Below are 22,654 nucleotides of genomic sequence, written 5' to 3' on the forward strand. Positions count from 1 at the left end.
GCACCTCCAGCACAACCTTCGTCTTGAATTCTGAGGTATATCGGTTCCGTTTTTCCATGATCTCATTATAACTTATTTTTCACGCTCCCGTGTCTCAGCCTATGGGAGCATTATAGTTCCTCGTTGTAAAATTGGATATAACGAGCTATCCCTTGACGCAACGCGCGAGGGTCTTCATGTAGATGCATTCGTACTTGAGCGAGTGGAAAAATCGCTCCGTTCGACTGTTGTCTGTTGCACGACCTTTGCCGTCCATGGAGATCTTTATGCCTTCCTTCTTCAAGAACTCGAGATAGGTGCTATTGGGAGTCTGTAAAATAAAATGTGTAAACTCTCAAACCTGATAAAATGAAAGTAATAGAAAGGTTGGGGACACACATGGGATTATGGACAAAAGAGCAGCTTAGGGCCTTCATTAAGGAGAACAAGCTGGTGACCGCACAGGACGCGCAGAATGCTTTGAAAGACTTATTTGCCGAGACGCTGCAAGAGATGCTGGAGGCCGAGATGGAAACGCATCTGGGCATGAGAAGCATGACGTGAAGAACAAACAGACGACCAACAGCCGCAACGGAAAGAGCAAGAAGAAGATCACCAGCGAATACGGCGATCAGGAGATTGCCGTGCCCAGGGATCGTCTGGACGAGTTCGAGCCGCTCGTGGTAAAGAAGCATCAATCCAACGTCACCGGCATCGAAGATCAGATTATCGCCTTATACGCCAAAGGCGTGAGCACGCGGGAAATCCAAGATCACCTGCAGAATCTGTACGGTATCGACGTTTCGCCGACGATGATCTCGAACGTCACGAACAAAATCGTTCCGCTCATCAAGGAGTGGCAGAACCGTCCGCTGCAAAGCGTGTATGCCGTCGTCTTCCTTGACGCCATTCACTTAAGGTCAAGCAAGACGGCGCTATTGTGAACAAGGCCGCCTACATGGTCATCGGCATCGATCTGGATGGTAACAAGGATGTGCTGGGCATGTGGATCGGCGAGAACGAATCGGCCAAGTTCTGGCTCAGCGTCCTAAACGACCTAAAGAATCGCGGCGTACAGGATATTCTCATCACCTGTGTCGATAATCTTACCGGTTTCTCTCAGGCCATTGCCGCCTGCTATCCGAAGACGGAGATTCAAAAGTGTATCATTCACCAAATCCGCAACTCGACTCGCTACGTGTCCTATAAGGATCTGAAGAAGGTAACAGCTGATCTGAAGCCGATCTACAAAGCGGCGACGGAGGAGATGGCGCTTGTGGAGCTGGATCGTTTCGAGGAAACATGGGGCGCTAAATATCTGCTCATCATCCGTTCGTGGCGCAGCAATTGGGAGGAGCTGGCTACCTTCTTCAAGCACCCTCCCGAACTGCGCAAGCTCATCTACACCACCAATATGATTGAGAGCTATCATCGTCAGCTTCGTAAGGTAACGAAGGGAAAGAGCATTTTCCCCAGCGACGAGGCTCTTCTGAAGATGCTTTATCTTGTAACCATGGATGTCACCCGTAAATGGACGGGGCGTGTCCAAAATTGGGGACAGATGCTGCTGCAGCTATCCGTTTTCTTTCCGGATCGAATCGGGCAGCACTTGCCGTAAGGGGCCAATCTCCCCCTAGGGGAGATTCCTTTATACATGAGTTTACACAAAATTATTGACAGACCCACAACGCGCACCAGCGTAGAACGCTGCAACTCCCGATTGAAAACCTATTTGACGGCAGACGCCGCACACGTCCGGGGCATTCAGAAATTCACAACTCATCAGTATTTGAATGCTATTGTTCTGCTTGCATCTGCGCTCCCCGTTGCTCATCATTCGGAACGGGCTGCCGCTTAAAAAAACAAGCTGTTCTAAAATTCTGCAAGTCTGTCCATTTCTTTATCCGTAAAATACCATTGGTGGAATTACCCCTTAACGGCAGTAAAAATGGTTTAACTTCTTCTCAGAAACAGAATTATGCAAAACGCTCAATCAAAAGAGTTTTTGCATGAATTAAAAAAAGGTACAATTATAATAATGTAATAAAAATATTCCCTCCGATAAAAATCGAGGGTATATTTTTATATATGATGGACGTTCTCCAAATCGAATCTGTAAAATATATTTTGACTTACTTATTATTGATTCTCGAGAAGCTGTTCCTTAGGAACTTCTCGAAGCTTTTTAGCTGGAGAACCTACAACAATTTCTTTACTTCTTACGTCTTTTGTAACTACACTACCGGCTGCAACAGCCCCATCTTCTTCGATAACTCTTCCTGGAAGTATTGTAGCATTTGCTCCTACCCTTCCTCCTGTTTTAATGGTGACACCTTTGAATTTGTCAAATCGTTCTTTAGTTCTAGCCATGTAATTATCATTCGTAGTAACTACACAAGGTGCAACAAATACATAGTCTCCTAATTCGGAGTAAGCCGTAATATAACTATTGGTTTCTAACTTACACTTAGCACCGATTGTACAATCGTTTTCTATCGCAACACCACGGCCTATGATTGTTTTTTCCCCAATGCTCACTCTCTCACGAATTGTCGCCAAGTCTGCAACAAATACGTCATTAGAGAGAACGGCTCCTGCATAAACAACAGATGAGGTCCCAATCGTACATCCGTCTCCGATAATTGACGGACTTTGTTTTTTAAGTGGAGTTTTCAACGCCGAATTTTTTGCTCTCATTGGTTGTTTGCCAATAACACAATTGTCATGTATAGTTACATCACTTCCAATAGTGCTACCATCATAAATAACAACATTATGCCCGATTGTTACATTCTCCCCAAAAGTTACCCCTTCACCAATAACCACATTTCTTCCCATTTCAACGTTTGACATGATCTCATTCCTTTGAGGGTATTTTAAGACTAATTTATCCTCTTACATTCTCCGCCTTAATCACTTTAGAGAAAGTTAAGAATAGTATTTTTAAATCTAATAACAAGGACATGTGATCCAAATAATACTTATCATATTCAACCTTTTGATCATCAGAAATAAAATCTCTTCCCATAATCTGAGCATACCCTGTAAGACCAGGTCTAATACAATTAATCCCCTTCTGGTGCCTTGCCTCAATTAATTCATACTGATTATATAATGCCGGTCTAGGACCAACAATAGACATATCACCTTTTAAAATATTAATTAACTGAGGAAGTTCATCTAAACTGGTTTTCCTAATAAATTTCCCCAAATTTGTAATGTATTCTTCCGGATTATTTAGCTTATCTGTTGCTAAATTAGGAGTATCGACCTTCATACTTCTAAATTTATATATATAGAACAAGGATCCATTCTTCCCTGCTCTTTTTTGTTTGAAGAAAATAGGGCCTTTAGAATCCAACTTTATTAATATTGCAATAATAATAAATATTGGCAAAAAAATTAAACTTGCAAGTAAGGATAGCACAATATCAATTAGTCTTTTAATTGCTAAATACAATCATCTCACCTGCTTTTAAACCATAATTCGATTTGATCAACAATCTTTTGTGCAGCATTACCGTCGCCATACAGCATCATATGCTGACTTGGAACATTATACATTTCGATCACTTGCTTTAATGACTGATTCATTGGATCGACCAATACATTCCATCCTGATTCTACTGTTTCGACCCATTCTGTTTCTGACCTTAGTGTAAAGCATGGTACTTTGGCAAAATAAGCTTCTTTTTGTACTCCTCCGGAGTCTGTTATGATGGCTTTTGCATGCTTCTCAAGTAATATCATTTCCAGATATGACACTGGATCAATTATTTTCACGTTTGACTGCTGAGCAAGTACTCCCCTTAATGCGGAGTCATTTATCTTCTGTTGTGTTCGTGGATGAAGAGGTAAAATCACTGATTCATTCAAATCAATTAATGATTTAATAATAGCTGTTAATATTGCTATATTATTTGTATTTTCAGCACGGTGAATAGTAGCCAAATAGTAATCCTTATCTTTTAAAGAGAAGGAATTTAGATCATACTTTTTTTCCGATTGGCTCCAATAATAATTAACTGCATCAAACATTACATCTCCAACCAAATGAACATTGTGCACTATTCCTTCTTTTGCTAGATTTAAACTAGCTGTTTCCGTTGGAGTAAAAAGTAAAGATGAGATGTGGTCAGTTAATACACGATTAATCTCTTCTGGCATCCTCTTGTTATAGCTTCTAAGCCCGGCTTCAACATGAAATAATGGAACATGAAGCTTAGACGCTACAAGAGAACCTGCAAGAGTTGAGTTTGTATCGCCATATACAAGAACTGCATCAGGCTTTTCCTTAAAAACAACTTCTTCAATTTTAACCATCATATTCCCTGTCTGTAAACCATGACTGCCAGAACCTACATTTAAGGAGTAATCCGGTTTGGGAATATCAAGTTCATCGAAAAAAACACCTGCCATTTTATAATCATAGTGCTGTCCTGTATCGACCATAACTTCATGAAAAGAATTTCTAAGTTTTCTAGATACAGCCGCGACCTTAACAAATTGTGGACGTGCTCCAACAACCGTAAGAATTTTTTTCATATTTTTCTCTCCAATTAACGGATTCAGGTTATATTTTCTTTGATAACTTGATAAAAGTCCTTAGAAAGTTTACTCCATGTATGGTGCTTTTCTACATATCTTCTTGCCTTTATTCCTACCAATTTTGTATGCTCTTTGTCAGATGCATAAAAAATTAATTGTTTTGCAAGATTATCACCAAAATTATTTTTAATAATGCTTCCTCCTTCAGCTTTCTCCAAAGGAGTTCCTTCTAAGTCACATAACAAAATCGTTGGTATTGAAGCTGCCATATAATCAAACATTTTATTTGGACTGATTCCCCATTTAAAAATTGGTGAGTCCTGTAGCGGCAGCAAGCCAACATTGACTTTACTTAAGATAGTTGGTATTATTTCTTTTCTTACCGGTGGTAGGAATGTTACATTATCCAGTTCTTCATTCACTTTTCTTTTTTCAAGCCTGGATTTTTCCGCCCCATTACCGATCAACAAAAAATGTATTTCGTTAAATCCTTGGTTTTTCAGAATTGATGCTGCATCCAATACGGCATCTAAATTGTTAGCTACACCTATTGTTCCGGTATAAACTGCAATAAACTTCCCTTTTAAACTAGAGAAAGTTTGATTAAGTTCATCTGTAAGCTCAACTGGTTCAATATCATTTCCATATCTTTCTATATCCGCACCATTAGGCAGATAAATAATTTTTTTAGAATCAATACCCTTTTGTTCAATATAGCCTTTAGCTTTGTCAAATAAAATCACAATTTTGTCCGCTTTTCTAAAAAGAAACATCTCTAGTTTACTCAAAAGCCATACGATGGGGTTCTTTTCTGATACCTTGCCTAAGTCGATTAAAGATTGAGGCCATAAATCACGTTCTTCAAAAAAATACTTACTTTTTTTCTTTGATGCTACAAAATAACCTAATAAAGCAGCCAATGGATGCATAAGCGATCCTATGCAAACGTCAGGTCTAACATCAGAGTTCATTGCCTCACGATAAGCTCTGATTGTATAGGCTATCATATTTTTAACTCTGCGAAAATCATTTTTTTGGTATGGCGGAGTTTTTACCCAAACAAAACGTACACCTGAATATTCTTCAGTGAGTGCATTAGTTTTATCGTCGTGGATATGAATTTCTTTTCTCATTTGATGATCAAAGGATGATGCAAAAATCGTCACATCACATCCTAATTTCACTAGCTCTTTAGCCAAATCATAATGTCTTGTTATCCCGCTTGTACCGGGAGCTATTGCATAGTGATTAAAAATCCAAATTTTCATTTTCAAGCCCCTTGTAAAGCTCAATTAGTTTTTTACTTTCAATTTCCCAATTGTATTGTTGCTCTATCGCTAAACGTCCATTTTTACCCATTTGCTCCGCTTCTTTGGGATGTTCTTTAAACCAATTAATAGCATCCGCAATAGCCTTCACGTCAGAGGGATCAACGCATATTCCACAATGATTGCCTTCAATTATTGTCTTCCATAACTTAAAATCGGATGCAATAACCGGTATCCCAGCTGACATATACTCAAACATTTTAATCGGTAAAGACTCCTTGAATGAATCAATCGGCTGCAGCACAACCAACCCTGCGATGCTGTCATCATATAATTCTTTTATCCCTTGTCTATCGATTTGACCTAGCTCTTTCACGTTATTCCATTTTGGTGATTGGCTAAGCTGCTTTCTGTGTTCATCATTCGTAAACAACCCAGCCAAAACCAGTCTAACGCCGGCTTCATAAGCAGCTTCAACCATTTGGTCAATTCCTCTAACTTGATTAATACCGCCTACATAACAAACTTGTTTACATTTAATGGACCATTCTTGAATAGTTGGAAATAATTCACTTAGTATAGGATAATTATTGACATTCACAGCTTTGCAACCAAGCTTTTGAAAACGTGCGGTTATGGCAGGAGTTGCTCCAATAACAACACACCGTTTGGCAATAAAATTTTCAATAGTTTCTGCTATGAATGCAACCGCTTTTCTAATAGGTTTAGGTATCCATTCCTTGGACATGATGTCTCGGGGGACATCCTCATGTACGTCATAAATAACATGCTTGCCTTGAAGGCTTAATAATAATGCGTAAGGTAACAGTTCCGGATCGTGAAAATGATAAACAGATGCTTCTAGTTTTTTAGCTTGCCTATAAACTCTCCAAGATGTAATAAGCATACGCTTTAATCTGGAAGCTTTCTTTTCAACGGAGTGTATATGAACACCTTGAGACTCTACATTTTTATAACCCGTAACAACTAAATGAGTTTCGAATCCTGCTTTCGCTAAAGATACACACTCTTTTAGATAGATTCTTACATCTAACGGTGAATGTACTGAGGTAAAGTGACATACTTTCATTTAAATTTCTACCTCAAATTTTTTTTCCCATAGAGCAACACTGTATAATCTCCATTGGGTTCTCATATCAAGCTTATCAAAAATTTTAATTAACTTTGCCATATCACAAAGATAATTCAATATTTTAGAAGTTTTAATTTGTTCCATCATATTCTTCTTATGCTTTCTCAACCATTGATTTTCAGGTGCTTCAAAACCAAATTTATTTTTGCGCCATACAATCTCATCAGGCATATGTTTGTCCATGATTTTTCTAAGTATATATTTTGTCCATCCTTGATGCATCTTATATTGGCCCGGTAAGGATAAAGCAATTCCCAAGGTCCTGTAATCTATGAAAGGCAGACGCGTTTCAATGGAATGCGCCATAGAATTCTTATCTTCATATCGAAGTAAAATAGGCAAATTAGAGCTTCTAATCTCTAACTCTTGTAACTCAAACTCATTTAAACAAGCCTTCGAAAAATCTTTCATGTGCTGGGGAATTTGATGTGGAAATTCTTTTAAATAACGATGTCTCCAAGCATAATATTTAAAACGTAACCTTGCAGAAAGTCCTCCTATTAAGTACATTAAAATAGTTTTCAGACTCATTTTACTATTATTCTGTGATGATTGTATAATCCCCTTTAATGCCGCTACGAAACCCTCTTTTTTGAAAATAGATGTGTAGTAGGCGGCATAATATTTCTCATAACCAAGAAGCGTCTCATCCCCTCCTTGACCGTCTAGTAATACTGTTATTCCATTCTCTCTCGCAGCCTTCATAACAAAGTACTGCATCGTCAGTGATGGGCTACCGAATGGTTCTTCTTGTGAATAAACAAGGTGATCCAAACTCTCTACGAAATCTTCATATGATGGTTTAACCTGAATCCAATTCATTCCACAATGTTCTGCTACAATTTTCGCAAAGCCTGACTCATCATTGTTGGACTGCGTACTAACAGCCGTTATTGCTGAAAAAGGAATATCACTATTTTCTTTATATAAAGTCGCAGCTATAGTTGCCACACTTGAACTATCTAGTCCTCCGCTTAAGCAAGTACCTACTTTAACATCAGAGCGTAATCTTAAAGCAATACCGTCTTTTAAAGTATCCCCATATTCCTTCTCGGCAGACTCATAAGAAAGACTTGCGATTCGATTTGATTTTTCAATTGAGTAGTAACGGTAAACATCAATACTATTTGATTTTAAATCGTACACTAAATTATGAGCCGCGGGTAATTTCAAAATATTTTGGAAGAAGGTTTCATTTTTATGATCTGAATAATTTGAAATAATAAAATCCAATAAAATTTGTTTATTAACCCTTCGCTGAGGCAGAAAACTAATTAGCTGCTTAATTTCAGAACCAAATACGAAAATTTGGTTATCATTATAGTAATAGAATGGTTTTACTCCATAACGATCACGCGAACAGAAAATAATCTTATTCGTTTTATCATATAACGCAAAAGCCCACATGCCATTAAACTGATTCACACATTCTTTACCCCAATGCTTGTATGCGGCTAATATTACTTCTGTATCCGAATTTGACTTAAATTCGAATCCATATTTGCGTAATTCATCTCTAATTTCAATAAAATTATAAATTTCCCCATTAAAAGTGATAGTATATTCGCCGTTTAAGTAATGCATCGGCTGGTGACCTTCTCCAGACAAATCCAAAATAGCCAATCTTCGATGACCGAAAGCAAAATTATCTTCACAATAATAACCCGCACCATCCGGACCACGATGAGTAACAATATCGGTTATTTCTTTTATTAAAGATGATTTCACGTGATTTCCATCCTTGTTAATAATTCCTGCAATACCACACATATAAATCTCCCTTAGTTGATGATATTTTTTTTTACTAAAGCCCTAATAATGCAAATTAATTTGTAAAATTGATTTATGATGCGTTTTAAAGTTAGTTTTGATTCTGTAATATCGCTTCTGGGAATCAAATATATAATTAAAAAACAAAGCGCAATTCCATGTGAAAGTAATGATGTAAGGAGTGAAGAGTTAGCTAATGTGAGTGCGGGAACACCTAACATCATACATGCTATGTTAAAATCTAAATCTTTTGAGATGCTATCATAGATCCATAAGATAACTGCAAATAACAAACTATAAATAATCATACCACCGAAGCCAAAATTAGCAAATGCGTCCGCCCATACATTTGCATTTGCCTCTGTAGTAGGACTATTATAAAAAAATTCCCCTATGAGAAAGGGTGGTTGGACGGAATACGGATACTCAACAATAGTTTTAAAAATACTATGACCGAGTAAAGCCTTAGCATTTTCGGTAAAAAATTGGTAATACTGGCCTGTTAATAATCCTGGCATTGTAATTGTTCTTTGCAATAACAAAGAAGACAAGATATTCGAATTCAGAACCGTATGAGAAAATATCGTTAATAATAAACAAAAGGCTCCTCCCCACAAGAAGACCGCCGCACCTCTATCTTTATTGAAGAACCGAGTAATTATATATATAGCAATAACTAATGCAATCGAGAAAAAAACACTTTTAAAACCACTTATTGAATAGATCATTAACTGCCCTAATAATCCTACCAAGAAAAAGCTATAGTTTCTTACTACTAACCCTTGAATCATAAATAAAGGGTTAAGAATATTTGCTTGCCATCCAATAATGTAAGGTAAGATACCACTTGCATAAGATATCGTATTAATATAATCTGTCCTAGTTTCATATACTTCGTTGAACGATAAATAACGCAAATTAAATCCAAATACTGAAATAATATAAGCATTAAATAGTAACCCAATAATTAATATAATAGGCCAAAAATATATTGATTTAATACTAACCTTTCTGATTTTTAATAAAGGCAATTTATAAATTAAGCTTAATCCGCTGAAAATCATTGTTAAAATTAATTGCATCAAGAGCAAATAATTATAATCCATCTTTATTGCGAATAATGGTATTAAAATAGATGGCATAAACACGATCATATATAACAACCAATATACAATCAATGACGGTCTCTTTAATGAATAAGGCATTAGCAAAGAAGGTAGCATCATTAATATATAAGCCATACATAAATTAAGTAACGGTGGCTCTTCATAGAAAAACCCCATATACTTATATGCTGGGGAAATAATATTTATATATGACCAGTTTAACAAGACAATGTACATAAGTACACCAATTAATACAGATACTCTTTTTAGCAACTGGTTCATGATTACTCTCCCAATACCTTTGTCCTGAATTGTGTTTGTTTTGAAGTACGAATAATTAGGTATAAATATATACCATATAAACCAACGTCACTAATAACTAAACATACTACAGTCATCAATACACTTTGAAACATAAGGCTAACCAACATTGCAATAGTGGTACTTAACATGTACATTAGTTGCCATAATGCTAAAATTCCTTGCTTATCGCAAATAATTAAAACGCTACTTAATGGTGAAACAACAAACCTTAATGCTATAGCAATTGACATAATTTGCGCTATGGTCCCCGCTAGTTCCCAACCATCACCAAAAGCTAATTTGAATAACCAAGGAGACAATTGAAGCACTAATAATATTGTCAATGAAATTATAGCCATTCTTTTAATGGCTTGCAAAACAATTGGATAAATATCCCCTTGTGTTTGAACTATCTCAGCTATTTTAGGTAAAAAAACTTGCGCTATAGAGGTTCCTATCAATGAAATCGGTAGATTAATCACTCGATAAGCAAGTCCGAATTGACCAGTTATGGAGTTTCCAAAAAAAATAGTAAAGAAAAATGTAGGCAGAGCAGCTGCGAGATTATCTATCAGAGAAGTTGCTGCATTTACTAGTGGGAACTTCTTATATTTTTTTGCTTGGTTAATTAAACCATGTACTGATATGGATGAAAAATAGAATTCTTTCTGAATATTCAGCTTTTGCTGCACATACAGTAATATCGTAACAATAATTTGTCCTAATATAAAACCATAAATTAATCCAGATTCCGTTGTTCCTACAAAAACAAATATAATTTGCAAAATTACCGTTGAAGTTATTTGAATAAGTTTTGAAAAAGCTAGTACTTTGAAAAATTGGGTTCGTATAAACCAATAATTCAGAGCTTGAAAAACTCCTATAAAAAACAATGAAACTGGTATTATCAAAGATATATTAGTTATCTTAAAAAAGCTTATTAAAATTACTTTAAAGATAATACATAATAAAAGTACTACTGCACTTGTGATGAATGTCATTATTAACGACAGGACAAAGAGATGGTATGCATCCTTCTTTTGTTCTGGTAGAACAATAGCCTGCTCATACCTTAAACACGCGATTACCATAATAACAGAAATAAGTGTCGTAAAATTTTGGTAACTACCAAATTGTTCTGGCGAATAGAGTCTAGTAATAATCGGAATCGTGATAAACCCAATAACCTGAGCCAGTGTTGTCCCGGTCATAAGCGTAATTACATTTCGAAGAAATCGATCCTGAAGCTTATTTGTGAACTTGGATAACACTGACATCAGATTATTCACCTTCTACATTTATAGCAAATAATAATTCTTTTTATTTTTTATATTGACTAAAGCATTTCTTGTATCTAAGATTGCGTTTGAGTGATCGGCTACAAGTTGATAATCGATACTAGAATGATCAGTAGTAATCAACGTTAAATCTGCTTTTGAGAGCATTTCTTTTATTAAAACACTAGATTCGTATGCTTTCCCATTTCTTTTAAATGTAGGTATATGTGGGTCAGTATAAGAAACAATAGCTCCTTTAGACTCTAAAATATCAATGATGTGAAGTACTGGTGATTCCCGAATATCATCAATGTCTTTTTTGTAGGCTACACCTATTAAATGAATATTAGCTCCCCTAAGTGGCTTTGAAAATTCATTTAATATATCCGCGGCTTTATTAACAACAAATTCTGGCATACTATTATTTATTTCACCGGCCAACTCAATTAGACGTGTATGATAATTATATTCTCTTGCTTTCCATGTAAGATAGAACGGATCGATAGGTATACAATGTCCTCCTAATCCAGGTCCTGGATAGAAAGCCATAAATCCATATGGTTTGGTTTTAGCTGCATCAATTACTTCCCATACATTAATTCCCATCCGATCGCACAAAATAGCCATTTCATTTGCAAGAGCGATGTTAATATGTCTAAATGTATTTTCATAAATTTTTTCCATTTCAGCAATGGCTGGACTGGATACTTGATGGACTTCACTCTCAAGCACCGATGAGTACATCGTTGCGGCTACCTTAGTACAAAAGTCTGTTATTCCCCCTACAACTTTTGGAGTGTTTTTCGTATTGAACGACTTATTCCCTGGGTCAACTCTTTCAGGAGAATATGCCAAAAAGAAATCAACACCGCACACTAGCCCGGTTTCCTCTAGAATGGGCTTAACCAATTCTTCTGTAGTCCCCGGATAAGTAGTACTTTCCAGTACGACGAGCATTCCTGGGTGCAGATATTTTGCGATTTCTCTCGCAGAATTCTCAACATAGCTTGTATCAGGCTGCTGGTAAATATCTAACGGAGTAGGTACACAAATAGCAACAGCATCAACTTCATTGATGAATGAATAGTCTAATGTAGCTTTCAATCTTTGTTCACTGACGATTTGCTTTAAATCATTATCAACTACATCACCAATATAATTAATTCCTTTATTAACCAAATCCACTTTTTGAGCTTGTACGTCAAATCCAATAACTTTAAAACCTGCCTTTGCCTTTTCAACCGCTAATGGCAAGCCAACATAGCCTAATCCAACTACACCAATAATAGCTTCTTTTTTCTGAAATTTATTAATTAATTTTGTTGCTAAATCAGATAATTGTGCTTGTACCATAAATTATTTTCCTTCCTTTTTCAGATTGAAAAAGTCCCTTACCATATTAATCACATAATTCTGGTCACCAATGGAGAGTTCAGGATATAAAGGAAGTGCCATTGTACCTAATGCCGACTTTTCAGCGACAGGTAAACTGCCTATATTATAGCCAAGATCTAAATATACATTTTGCCTATGAAGGGGGACAGGATAATACACGCCCGACGAAACACCCTTTTCTTTTAAGTATTTCAACAGTTCGTCTCTATAATTGGTTTGGATTATATATAAATGGTATATTGATTGACGATCTTCTTTAACATAAGGAAGCTGTATTGGCAAGTCTGCTAGTGCTTCATTATAAATTTTTGCTTTTTCTACCCGGGCTTGATTCCAATTATCCAAATAAGGAAGTTTGACACTCAACATAGCTGCTTGGAGCGAATCAAGACGACTATTATAGCCAATCATTGAATGATAATATTTCGGATTGCTTCCATGAACTCTAAGTATTCTAATTTTTTGGGCAAGTTGATCATCATTCGTGACGATCATTCCACCATCACCATATCCTCCTAAATTTTTAGTCGGAAAAAAAGAAAAGCAACCAGCAGTACCTATCGAGCCAACTTTATTATTTTTATACAATGAACCGATTGCTTGGCATGCATCTTCTATGACATAAATTCCATGTTTCTCAGCAAGTTTCATTATCTCATCCATATCAGCGGGTTGTCCAAAAATATGAACTGGAATAATGGCCTTAGTTTTTTTTGTAATCGCCGTTTCTATGCTCTTTACATTAATATTATATGTGTCGGGTTCAATATCAACAAATACTGGAGTGGCTCCCACTTGAGAAATCACTTCAGCAGAAGCAAAAAAAGTAAATGGAGAGGTGATTACTTCATCACCTGGACCAATACCAAGTGCATCTAATGTTAGTAGTAAAGCATCTGTTCCGTTTGCTACACCAATTGCATGCTTCACATTACAGTAACTAGCTACTTCGTCTTCAAACTTCTTAACATAGGGTCCCATAATGTAGTTACCGCTCGCCAAAACCTTCAACACAGCAGCTTGAATTTCAGATTGAAGCGACTCATATTGTGCTTTTAGATCAAGTAATGGTATACTTTTCAAAGTCATAGTCATATTTTTTTCTCCGTTCTATATAGATTATCATAGTGTTACAGGTCTATTTAACTCTGAAGATTCATAAACGGCCAATACTAATTTTAACGCTTCTTTCCCATTTTCTCCACTTACCACGGGGTATCTATTAGGATTGATAACGCAGTGTGCCATGTCATTAATGATGATTGAATGTCCCGAAATACCATACGGGTCATTATGGATACCATTAACCAAAGAATCTGTTTCTTCTTGGTTATAGGCCTCAATTTGTATATGTTTGACCCAATTCGCTGTTGGACCACCAATGATAACAGATCCCTTTTCACCAAAAACACTAATGGATTCCTCAAGATTCTTGGGATAGATGGTCACAGCTGCTTCTATAACACCCAAAAATCCTTCTTCAAACTTAACTACAGACACTGCAACATCTTCTGACTCGATTTGCCTTAGCCGTGTTGCCGTATAACTTTGAACTTCCTTTATTGGACCAAATAACCAGATCATTAAGTCCAAATTATGAATAGCTTGATTCATTAAGACACCACCGTCAAACTGCTTTGTTCCCCGCCACGCCGCTTGATCATAATAAGCCTGGTTACGATTCCATCTAACGGTAGCATTAACATGACTTATTTTACCCAATAATTTATTCGCCATTGTATTTTTCAGCATTTGCATTGCTGGTCTGAATCTGTTTGGATGGACAACCGATAGTTTAACGTTGTTCTCCTTACAAACTGCAATAATTGCTTCCGCATCTTCCATAGTCAAAGCTATCGGCTTTTCAACAACAATATGCTTTTTGTAATTAGCTGCTATCATGGCTAACGGTTTATGAAGGCCGCTAGGAGTACATATATTAACTACCTCAATTTCCTTCCTTTGTTGAAGCATTTCCTCTATGGATGAAAAACCTTCTACATTGTATTGTTCTGAAAATTCCTTTAATCGTTCCGGATTGGTATCACAAATAGCGGCTAATTCAGCAATTTCTGAATTTTGAATAGATTCAATATGTTTTTTAGCAATGTGACCACAACCGACAATAGCGAATTTGACTTTCCTTTCACTTATCATTACTTACACTCCGATTCAATATTATAATGTAGTAATAACTCAGACGCTATTTTTCAAAGCTTTATAGATTGTGTATGGTGGCTTCCAACCTAATTCCGATTTTATTTTTGAATTATCGATTATTAATGACTCCGTAAGCTTTCTGATAAGATTTTTTTTGCCAAGTATGCCTGCCATGAATATTAATAAAGACTGTGGTATAGGTATTAATAGCAAATTTACATTCATTGCCTTGGCAATTTGTCTAATAAACTCAGTAGTTGATAGAGCCTCATCATCAGAAACATGATAGATACTTCCCGCTGCCTTTGAGTGCTGAGTACAAAGCACAATAGCATCAACCAAATTTTCAATAAATATGAAGCTTCTTTTATTGTAAATTGCTCCTAAGGGATTAGGAGTTCCCTTACGAATGATATTACTCAATCGCATGAAGTTACCAGGCGCTTTTGCTCCATACACCATTGGTGGTCTTAGAATAACCCACTCCATTGCGTTTTCGTCAGAAATTTGTTGCACAAGCTTTTCAGCTTCCCATTTTGAGATTCCATAAGGGGTTTCTGGCTTTGCCATTGATTCTTCATTTATTGGGACTGTACTCTGTTCTGCAACAACGGCTATGGAACTCATAAATATAAACCTTTTAACGCCAGCAATTGCAGCAGACCTGACCAAATGCTCAGTACCCTTTACATTAACGCGTCTAAACTCCTGCAATGGTTCCCTTGAAGTCTCATTTATTACATGAACTCTGGCAGCTAGATGGATAATAATATCCACATTATTTAGAATAGGTTCCCATTCCACTTCATCAAATGAACCTGTGATACGTATATATTCTACATTATTATTCAATTTAATAGGTTGCTCTTGACGTGAAACTGCAAGAACACGGTATTTTTCTGAAATAGCTTTAACCACAGCTTGACCAATATATCCAGTTGCACCCGTAACTAGTATAGTACTTATTTTGCACCCTCCTCATGATTAAAATGAAGAACTCAGCAATTTATTGATTTCATCTTTTTCCTCTGGATATTTTTCCAATAACTTCTGGTACATATTTTGATCAGTGGTATTCATTTTTAGAAGCGATGCAATATACCAGCGTGCTGTGAATTTGTGAATTGGTTGATCTAATTTTTCTGAAACGCCACGATAAAGAATTTGTGATGCTTGTTGGTAATCTCCTATTATATAATAATTTTTCCCAATTTCATAAGCAATTGTCGGTGTTACATAAAATGCTCTATCCACTTCTATCCCTTGTGGAAGCTGAGTAAGATTATTAGCCTTTTCTAGTACTTGATTGTAAAGCTTTAAAGCTTGATTCCAATAAACAGCCATCGCTTGTTGATCATTCTTAAGTCGTGAATTCTCCCACAATTGAGAAGAAACCACAATAGCTTTTTCGTAAAACCCAATATTCCAGACGGACGCATCAATTCCTTGAAGTGCAGTACTTAATGCTTTGTCAAGATCATTTTTGTTATAATATTGAGCAAACTCACGTTGTAGGATAAGCGGATTATTAGCTTCCTTTTTCTTAATATTGCTAATTGTCTCTTTTGCCTGTTCAAAAAATTGTTCATCCTTAGTTTGATTATACAATTGTGTCAATAAATCGATTTTCAATAAATTATATTGTGGATGAAAAGGTTGTAATTCTAGAGCACTATCTAACGTATTTGAAATTTCGTTATAATTCTTAGAATTGTTTAAAGTAATGAGCGTTTGAGCATACAAATTATTAGCTTTATAAAAACCGATGGATACAAATAACAAAACGAATGAACCAATAACCAGCAAAGAACCATAGCAATACCTATATACCACCGATTTATCAAACCAAGGTAAGCGAATAAAACTATCTTCTACAGAGACTGCCGTCATACATCCTAAACATAGAAAAAGGAGGATACCCAAGTATACAAAACTCATATCAAAGTCGAGCACACTATGTGTTAATAACGAGATACCTACAATAAAAAAGATTAGTGAACTTGACACAGCAGATTCATTATTTTTAAGAAAAAAGCGAATATATAAATATATAATGGATAGGATAAATACAAGAAAAAAAACAAATCCCACATATCCTACTTCATTTATATACTGCATGTAGAAGCTATGAGCCTGCCTACTTATATATGGAAAACTCTGATATTTTTCATATAACGCTGACCAGCCACCACCACCCGTTCCAAAGAAAGGATAATCCTTGGACAATTCAAATGAATCTGAATAAAAAGTGTTTCTGGAGAAAGCACTGCTCTGGTTCAAGCTTATGCTATCTACCCTTTCCTGTAATTTACTAGGAAGTAAAGGTTTAATTACGTCTACTCCAATTAATACACTAAAAGATAGTAAGATTATAGCCCCTGGCACAATAAGTTGGTATTTAATTCCCTGAAAGTTTAACCATTGCTTTTTTGAAATTATCCATTCGATAAGTATTATAATGGCTGCATTAATAAACACGGCTAGCAATAATATCATTAAACTTTGTAAAAACTCCTGTTGATTAAAACCATTTTTTACAAGATTACCTTGATAGCTAGTTAAATTATTTAAAATCAACAGAGAGGCCAGGCCAGATATAAAGAGGTAGCCAAGCATAAGGATTTGCTTTCTAACGGAAAGCAACATTAATATCCCAATTAATATAACAGGTGCTACCAAAAGTGCGCCCCTAGAAAAAGTCAACAAAAAAGAAATCATAATTGGCAATACCATGAGACTATGCAAGCTTTTAACCACGAAGTTTTTAGATGAAATAATCAAATAAATCGAACTATATAATATTCCCAGAAGCAATGCAGCGTAAGAATTTGGGTATTGGAAAACACTCGTTATTCGTTCATTAAACACGGCATCTTTATAATTAATAAAACCAAACCAATTGACTATACCAAACAATACAATTAAGTAGCCAGTAAACATGACAATATTCGAAATTATGTTAGAATACTGACTTCTACTACTTAACAGTAGACCTACCAAATAAAATATGGTATAGAGCAAACTAATCATAACAGAAACCTTAGCATTATGATAAGAAGCCGGTTCTAGTAAAAAGGAAACCCAATAGCTAAGCGGTATAATCATTACCACCAAACCAAAAAAGCCTTTGTTTGCGAAGGCTTCTTTATTATTGAAAATATATACCGATATTAGAAATAAACATATCGCGCCCCAAATAAATGAACCAAAAAGTGGACCCTCAAAGTCCGTACTATTTCCATTGAATAAAGCTTTATAAAAAGGTGAGATACTCATAAATCCCAAAAGAAACGTTAGTATCAGCCAGTATATAATACCTTTTTCTTCTTTAACATTTTTTTTAATCATAATTATTTTCCTTTTTTATTTATTTGCTTTACGATCAATGGTGGCAACCATTTCTAATGATGCACTCAATGCTTCTCTTGTTGCTTCATTAAGTGACTCTGAAGAGGAATATGAAGGCAAGATCTGTCTCAATGTAAGTTTCACTTCTGACGGTGTAACAGATCCATCTTTCTTTAATAATTCATCTATCCGCGCCATCATAGTAGCGAACTGATCGGCGGAAAGATTCGACGGTTTGCCAACATAAATTCGGTCATGTTTTGTTGCAGAAGTGCCCTCTTCATTGGTCAACAACTCTTCAAATAATTTCTCTCCAGGTCTGATACCAGTAAATACGATTTTAATGTCTTTGTTAGGATCAAGACCTGAAAGTTTAATTAAATCATAGGCTAAGTCAGCTATTTTCACAGGCTTTCCCATATCCAAAATAAATATCTCACCGCCACGTGCCAATGCTCCAGTTTGAATTACTAATTGTACGGCTTCTGGTATTGTCATAAAGTAACGAACCATGTCAGGATGAGTAATAGTAACGGGTCCACCTTCTTTGATTTGCTTCTTAAAAATAGGGATAACACTGCCGCGGCTTCCTAAAACATTCCCAAATCTAACTGCGGAGAATTGTGTTTCACTTATTTTATCCAGAGATTGGATGATTAACTCAGCTATTCTTTTCGTAGCCCCCATTACATTTGTCGGGTTCACTGCTTTATCAGTTGATATCATAACAAATCTAGAAGCATTAAATTCATGAGCGCATTCAGCTACATTCTTGGTTCCCAGAATATTATTTTTAATGGCTTCCATCGGATTCTTCTCCATTAAAGGGACATGCTTGTGTGCTGCAGCATGAAAAATAACCTCAGGATTGAAATAGCTAAACACTTGTCTTAATCGGTTTTTATCTTGAATGTCTGCAATAATTGGTTCTATTAATAGCTCGGGAAATTTCTTTCGAAGTTCAAGTTCGATTTCATATATACTGTTTTCTCCATGTCCCAATAACAATAACTGCTTTGGTCTAAAACTCGAGATTTGTCTGCATAATTCTGAACCAATAGATCCCCCTGCTCCAGTAACTAGGACTACTTTATCAAAAAGATAGGAGGCAATTTCATTTAAGTTCAATTTTACTGGTTCTCTACCAAGTAAATCCTCCACACTAACATCTCGAATACTACTAATACTTAAGTTTCCATTTATTAAATCATTTATTCTTGGTATGATATTTACTTTTACACCTGTCTTTTTACAAATTTCGAGAATTTCTATTATTTCATCTCGTGTGGCCGAAGGTAATGCAATAATAATATCTTCAATTTTCAACTTCTCGACAATACTTGGAATATCGTGTCTATTACCTAGAACGCAAACCCCTTGAATTTCCAACATGTATTTGTGGGGATCATCATCAACAAAAGCAACCGGATAATATTCCGAATTAGGTTTATGCCTCAATTCTTTTAAAACCATACTGCCTGTATTGCCGGCACCTACAATAAGTGCTCTTCTATGATGAGGTTGAATGCTTAAATAACTACTTCTGACAATTCTCCAAATAAACCTGGATCCACCAATAATCATAATAGTGATCATTGCTGAAATAATATAGGTACTTCGAGGAACAATAATTTCAGGAATAAAATACTTCACGATATAATGATGAAAAATAAAAAATAAAGCAGTTGCAATTAGAACAGATTTTATAATAGTTAATATATCTCCTACACTTGCGTACTGCCATAATCTCTTGTAGATTTTAAAATAAAAGAAACAGCTTATAGTTAATAGAACTTGACTTAGAATTACATAAGGTAAAAAAGTCGTAAATGGTGGTCGAACATCGAAGTCGAACCTTAATAAAAATGAAAGATATACAGAAAAAGATACCATTAGTATATCAAAACAAATAAGCACAAAGGTCCTTTGATGCCTATTCATATATGCCTCCTTAAGCATCTGGGCTAACTTTAATCGGAGAATCGTAAATTAAACTTCTTTCCCACATATATCGAACAACCACCATAAACACTGAAACAAGGATGCTCAATATTAATGCTATAACTATATTTAACGTTTTATTTGGTCCAATAGGCTCGGTCGGTTCAAGAGCGGGGGTAATCACAACCGCTTGAACTCCATTTATACGATGTATCACATTTTGTTCGTATGGTGAATTCTGAAGCTTTTCAATTGCCTCCTGGTTTTCTTTAATCCTCATTTCATAATTGCTTTTTTCTGCTTGAAGCTTGCTTATGTTGACTAATTGCTCGTTGGCCTTGTTTTTTAAATTTACAAAAACCGGGTTAACCTCCTCAGAATCAAAAGTGATAGTACCAACAATTTTACCCGATTGATTCATTTCTTCTTGAAGAATAGACTGCAGATACGGATCCTCTGATAACGCTTTTTTTACCGTTATTTTCTCAGGAATTTTAGCTAATTGACTGTTTGCTTGGTCGTATTCCTTCTGCAACGACTGTAGCTCATTCTCAATGGAAATAATTTTCTTTCTATAATCCACAATCAAGTCCAATCTGTCAGAGATGTCTATATTAGCCGCCAATTCATGTGCAATAAAATCTGCAATTTGAACGGCAATCTTAGATTTATCATTCTTAGCCTTGATTACAATAAGATTTTCTTTTTCTAGTTTAACATTGACAGAATTTTTCAGCCTTTTTACGGTTGATGTGTATTCTAACTGATTTTTTAATTTTTGGATCGTATGGTCACTTTCCATTTGTGCTACTAAAGCAGACATATCTTTAGGTTGTTGCTCTTCATTTTTTACTTGATTGATGGTTACTAAGGTGGTGGCTTCATAAATTGGAGGGGCAACTAAGTATGAATATATGATTGATATTAATAAAGATGCAATTACAAATGAAATAATAAAAATCTTACCTCTCCAAATTGCCATTACAAGCTGCGATACTTTAATTTCATCTTGCTGCATATTAAATTTCTCTCCCTAAAAAACAGAATTACACATAATTCTACATAATTTACCGAATATAAACTTAATTTATTATACTTTGTTTGTATATCATAAACAAGTTGAAATACTTACAATGAAAATTAGCACCTGTTCATACAGGCATTATCAGTGAATTATGCCCAAATCGCTCACAAACAAATCGCCAGTATAGTTTTGAAATATGCCGAACTGCAATCGAAATTTCGCATTTGGACAGATGAATTGCTCGTGGAAATTCAGTGATGCAAATCAAACTAATTGGGAGCTAAAAATTGCAGAAGCGACCAACGCAGTGATTATAAACTCTTTGACCGATAACACCTTTGCTTCTTGCAAAAGAGGAAACAAGCACAGCGCACCATCATCTACGATCTTGAATTCTTTACTTAGCCGGTTTCATCAATTCTTACTCCAAAAACTCCTTACTTCTGTGCAACTCTTTCATTTTAGGGTGTTCAACCCATACCTAAAAATGATATAGTAGAATTTATTAAAAATCATAGAAAATATAGGAGGATTACTACAATAATGAAAACCGTTGTTATGAAAAAAGTCGCTCAAGCTCTTGCGGCGCTGATGATCGTATCCATGTTATCTCCGGTTTTGGCTTTCGCCGCTTTCGACGATTTGTCATCGCATTGGGCCAAGAAGGATATCGAAGCTTTAGTTGAACAAAAGATTGTAGATGGAGTTACGCCTACGCAATTCGAACCGGAGCGCAGCATTACGCGTGCCGAATTTGCCGCACTGGTGGTTCGTTCGTTGGGTCTGACCTCGGTTACTTCCAGTACGTACTTTAACGATGTGGATGCATCGGACTGGTATGCGGATACGGTTTCAACCGCAACCTATGCGGGTTTGATCAATGGCTATGAGGATAACAGCTTCCGTCCCGCAGCTCCGGTGACTCGTGAAGAGATGGCTGCCATCGTCATTCGTGCACTTACATATGCCGATGTGGCTACCATTGTACCAGCGGACACACAAAAAGAACTCCTCGCTCAGTTTAAAGATTCCGATCAAATCGTATGGGCCCACAAGGAAATTGCAGCGGCGCTGAATGCCAAAATTATAAATGGCATGACTGCTGACACCTTCAATCCTGCAGGCACAGCTACACGCGCTCAAGCGGCAGCCGTGGTCAATCGCTATTTGCCTTATACAAAGTAATATAGCCATTGATTTTAAAAAGACTCGAATTCCGGTTCGGGTCTTTTTTATAACCCCTAAAGCAACTACTGAGCAATACATTTAAAGTCTGCCCTTACCTCAAATCGAGTAGGAGAGGGCGGCTAACCCCCGTCCTCTCACCTATGAAAACATGCAAGTCCCTTGTTCAAAAAATATGTATTGCTTGATTTGGATCG

16 protein-coding genes and 2 pseudogenes are annotated in these 22,654 nt (G+C 36.1%); 3 read left to right on the forward strand and 15 right to left on the reverse strand.

Features of this window, described 5'->3' with window-relative positions; translation table 11 throughout:
- The first annotated feature begins 378 nt into the window (after nt 1-378).
- Nucleotides 379-1,597: pseudogene (locus tag BLT35_RS24700) on the forward strand (IS256 family transposase).
- A gap of 72 nt (nt 1,598-1,669) precedes the next feature.
- Nucleotides 1,670-1,837 (forward strand): annotated as a pseudogene (locus BLT35_RS24705) (transposase); the annotation flags it as partial.
- Nucleotides 1,838-2,118: 281 nt separating this feature from the next.
- On the opposite strand, the gene BLT35_RS24710 reads toward BLT35_RS24705, so the two are convergent.
- From BLT35_RS24710 to BLT35_RS24780, 15 genes are read right to left on the reverse strand one after another with little or no spacing between them, the layout of a single operon-like run.
- Nucleotides 2,119-2,832 carry an N-acetyltransferase gene (locus tag BLT35_RS24710; RefSeq protein ID WP_062409897.1) on the reverse strand — a complete coding sequence of 238 codons (714 nt, stop codon included), beginning with the start codon at nt 2,830-2,832 and terminating at the stop codon, nt 2,119-2,121.
- A 34-nt stretch (nt 2,833-2,866) separates the two neighbouring features.
- The gene (locus tag BLT35_RS24715; RefSeq protein ID WP_062411057.1) at nt 2,867-3,427 is read right to left on the reverse strand and encodes a sugar transferase; all 561 of its coding nucleotides are present in this window, start codon (nt 3,425-3,427) and stop codon (nt 2,867-2,869) included.
- A gap of 17 nt (nt 3,428-3,444) precedes the next feature.
- A complete protein-coding gene (gene wecB, locus BLT35_RS24720; RefSeq protein WP_062409898.1) occupies nt 3,445-4,524 on the reverse strand; it encodes a non-hydrolyzing UDP-N-acetylglucosamine 2-epimerase in 1,080 nt (359 codons plus the stop codon).
- A 23-nt stretch (nt 4,525-4,547) separates the two neighbouring features.
- On the reverse strand, nt 4,548-5,795 hold the full coding sequence (locus BLT35_RS24725) for a glycosyltransferase family 4 protein (RefSeq protein WP_062409899.1): 1,248 nt from the start codon (nt 5,793-5,795) through the stop codon (nt 4,548-4,550).
- The gene (locus BLT35_RS24730) at nt 5,776-6,885 is read right to left on the reverse strand and encodes a glycosyltransferase family 4 protein (protein ID WP_062409900.1); all 1,110 of its coding nucleotides are present in this window, start codon (nt 6,883-6,885) and stop codon (nt 5,776-5,778) included. Before BLT35_RS24730 ends, BLT35_RS24725 begins: the two co-directional genes overlap by 20 nt.
- The gene (gene asnB, locus BLT35_RS24735; protein ID WP_062409901.1) at nt 6,886-8,718 is read right to left on the reverse strand and encodes an asparagine synthase (glutamine-hydrolyzing); all 1,833 of its coding nucleotides are present in this window, start codon (nt 8,716-8,718) and stop codon (nt 6,886-6,888) included.
- A gap of 11 nt (nt 8,719-8,729) precedes the next feature.
- On the reverse strand, nt 8,730-10,106 hold the full coding sequence (locus tag BLT35_RS24740; protein WP_062409902.1) for an oligosaccharide repeat unit polymerase: 1,377 nt from the start codon (nt 10,104-10,106) through the stop codon (nt 8,730-8,732).
- Between the two features lie 2 nt (nt 10,107-10,108).
- Nucleotides 10,109-11,404 (reverse strand): oligosaccharide flippase family protein, encoded by a 1,296-nt coding sequence (locus BLT35_RS24745; RefSeq protein ID WP_062409903.1) that lies wholly within the window; start codon nt 11,402-11,404, stop codon nt 10,109-10,111.
- Between the two features lie 21 nt (nt 11,405-11,425).
- Entirely contained in the window at nt 11,426-12,757 is a 1,332-nt protein-coding gene (locus BLT35_RS24750; protein ID WP_074730070.1) for a nucleotide sugar dehydrogenase, read from the reverse strand.
- Between the two features lie 3 nt (nt 12,758-12,760).
- On the reverse strand, nt 12,761-13,894 hold the full coding sequence (locus tag BLT35_RS24755; protein ID WP_054819927.1) for a DegT/DnrJ/EryC1/StrS family aminotransferase: 1,134 nt from the start codon (nt 13,892-13,894) through the stop codon (nt 12,761-12,763).
- A 27-nt stretch (nt 13,895-13,921) separates the two neighbouring features.
- Nucleotides 13,922-14,956 carry a Gfo/Idh/MocA family protein gene (locus tag BLT35_RS24760; protein ID WP_062409905.1) on the reverse strand — a complete coding sequence of 345 codons (1,035 nt, stop codon included), beginning with the start codon at nt 14,954-14,956 and terminating at the stop codon, nt 13,922-13,924.
- A gap of 39 nt (nt 14,957-14,995) precedes the next feature.
- Nucleotides 14,996-15,925, reverse strand: coding sequence for an NAD-dependent epimerase/dehydratase family protein (locus BLT35_RS24765; RefSeq protein ID WP_074730071.1), 930 nt, complete (start codon nt 15,923-15,925; stop codon nt 14,996-14,998).
- 18 nt (nt 15,926-15,943) lie between these two features.
- Nucleotides 15,944-18,307 carry an O-antigen ligase family protein gene (locus BLT35_RS24770; RefSeq protein ID WP_074730072.1) on the reverse strand — a complete coding sequence of 788 codons (2,364 nt, stop codon included), beginning with the start codon at nt 18,305-18,307 and terminating at the stop codon, nt 15,944-15,946.
- 15 nt (nt 18,308-18,322) lie between these two features.
- Entirely contained in the window at nt 18,323-20,248 is a 1,926-nt protein-coding gene (locus BLT35_RS24775; protein ID WP_074730073.1) for a polysaccharide biosynthesis protein, read from the reverse strand.
- 10 nt (nt 20,249-20,258) lie between these two features.
- Nucleotides 20,259-21,266 (reverse strand): Wzz/FepE/Etk N-terminal domain-containing protein, encoded by a 1,008-nt coding sequence (locus BLT35_RS24780; protein ID WP_062409907.1) that lies wholly within the window; start codon nt 21,264-21,266, stop codon nt 20,259-20,261.
- A gap of 549 nt (nt 21,267-21,815) precedes the next feature.
- Between BLT35_RS24780 and BLT35_RS24785 the strand changes: the two genes are divergently transcribed.
- Nucleotides 21,816-22,457: an S-layer homology domain-containing protein gene (locus BLT35_RS24785; protein WP_054819918.1), complete on the forward strand. Its 642-nt coding sequence runs from the start codon at nt 21,816-21,818 to the stop codon at nt 22,455-22,457.
- Nucleotides 22,458-22,654 lie beyond the last annotated feature (197 nt).

It is taken from the genome of Paenibacillus naphthalenovorans (assembly GCF_900099895.1).
GTDB classification, from domain to species: domain Bacteria; phylum Bacillota; class Bacilli; order Paenibacillales; family NBRC-103111; genus Paenibacillus_G; species Paenibacillus_G naphthalenovorans.

What these genes read in the sequence shown, in the direction of transcription:
- BLT35_RS24710 (WP_062409897.1), bottom strand. Translation starts at nt 2,832, where the DNA reads ATGTCAAACGTTGAAATGGGAAGAAATGTGGTTATTGGTGAAGGGGTA.
- wecB (WP_062409898.1), bottom strand. Translation starts at nt 4,524, where the DNA reads ATGAAAAAAATTCTTACGGTTGTTGGAGCACGTCCACAATTTGTTAAG.
- BLT35_RS24725 (WP_062409899.1), bottom strand. Translation starts at nt 5,795, where the DNA reads ATGAAAATTTGGATTTTTAATCACTATGCAATAGCTCCCGGTACAAGC.
- BLT35_RS24730 (WP_062409900.1), bottom strand. Translation starts at nt 6,885, where the DNA reads ATGAAAGTATGTCACTTTACCTCAGTACATTCACCGTTAGATGTAAGA.
- asnB (WP_062409901.1), bottom strand. Translation starts at nt 8,718, where the DNA reads ATGTGTGGTATTGCAGGAATTATTAACAAGGATGGAAATCACGTGAAA.
- BLT35_RS24740 (WP_062409902.1), bottom strand. Translation starts at nt 10,106, where the DNA reads ATGAACCAGTTGCTAAAAAGAGTATCTGTATTAATTGGTGTACTTATG.
- BLT35_RS24745 (WP_062409903.1), bottom strand. Translation starts at nt 11,404, where the DNA reads ATGTCAGTGTTATCCAAGTTCACAAATAAGCTTCAGGATCGATTTCTT.
- BLT35_RS24750 (WP_074730070.1), bottom strand. Translation starts at nt 12,757, where the DNA reads ATGGTACAAGCACAATTATCTGATTTAGCAACAAAATTAATTAATAAA.
- BLT35_RS24755 (WP_054819927.1), bottom strand. Translation starts at nt 13,894, where the DNA reads ATGACTATGACTTTGAAAAGTATACCATTACTTGATCTAAAAGCACAA.
- BLT35_RS24760 (WP_062409905.1), bottom strand. Translation starts at nt 14,956, where the DNA reads ATGATAAGTGAAAGGAAAGTCAAATTCGCTATTGTCGGTTGTGGTCAC.
- BLT35_RS24770 (WP_074730072.1), bottom strand. Translation starts at nt 18,307, where the DNA reads ATGATTAAAAAAAATGTTAAAGAAGAAAAAGGTATTATATACTGGCTG.
- BLT35_RS24775 (WP_074730073.1), bottom strand. Translation starts at nt 20,248, where the DNA reads ATGAATAGGCATCAAAGGACCTTTGTGCTTATTTGTTTTGATATACTA.
- BLT35_RS24780 (WP_062409907.1), bottom strand. Translation starts at nt 21,266, where the DNA reads ATGCAGCAAGATGAAATTAAAGTATCGCAGCTTGTAATGGCAATTTGG.
- BLT35_RS24785 (WP_054819918.1), top strand. Translation starts at nt 21,816, where the DNA reads ATGAAAACCGTTGTTATGAAAAAAGTCGCTCAAGCTCTTGCGGCGCTG.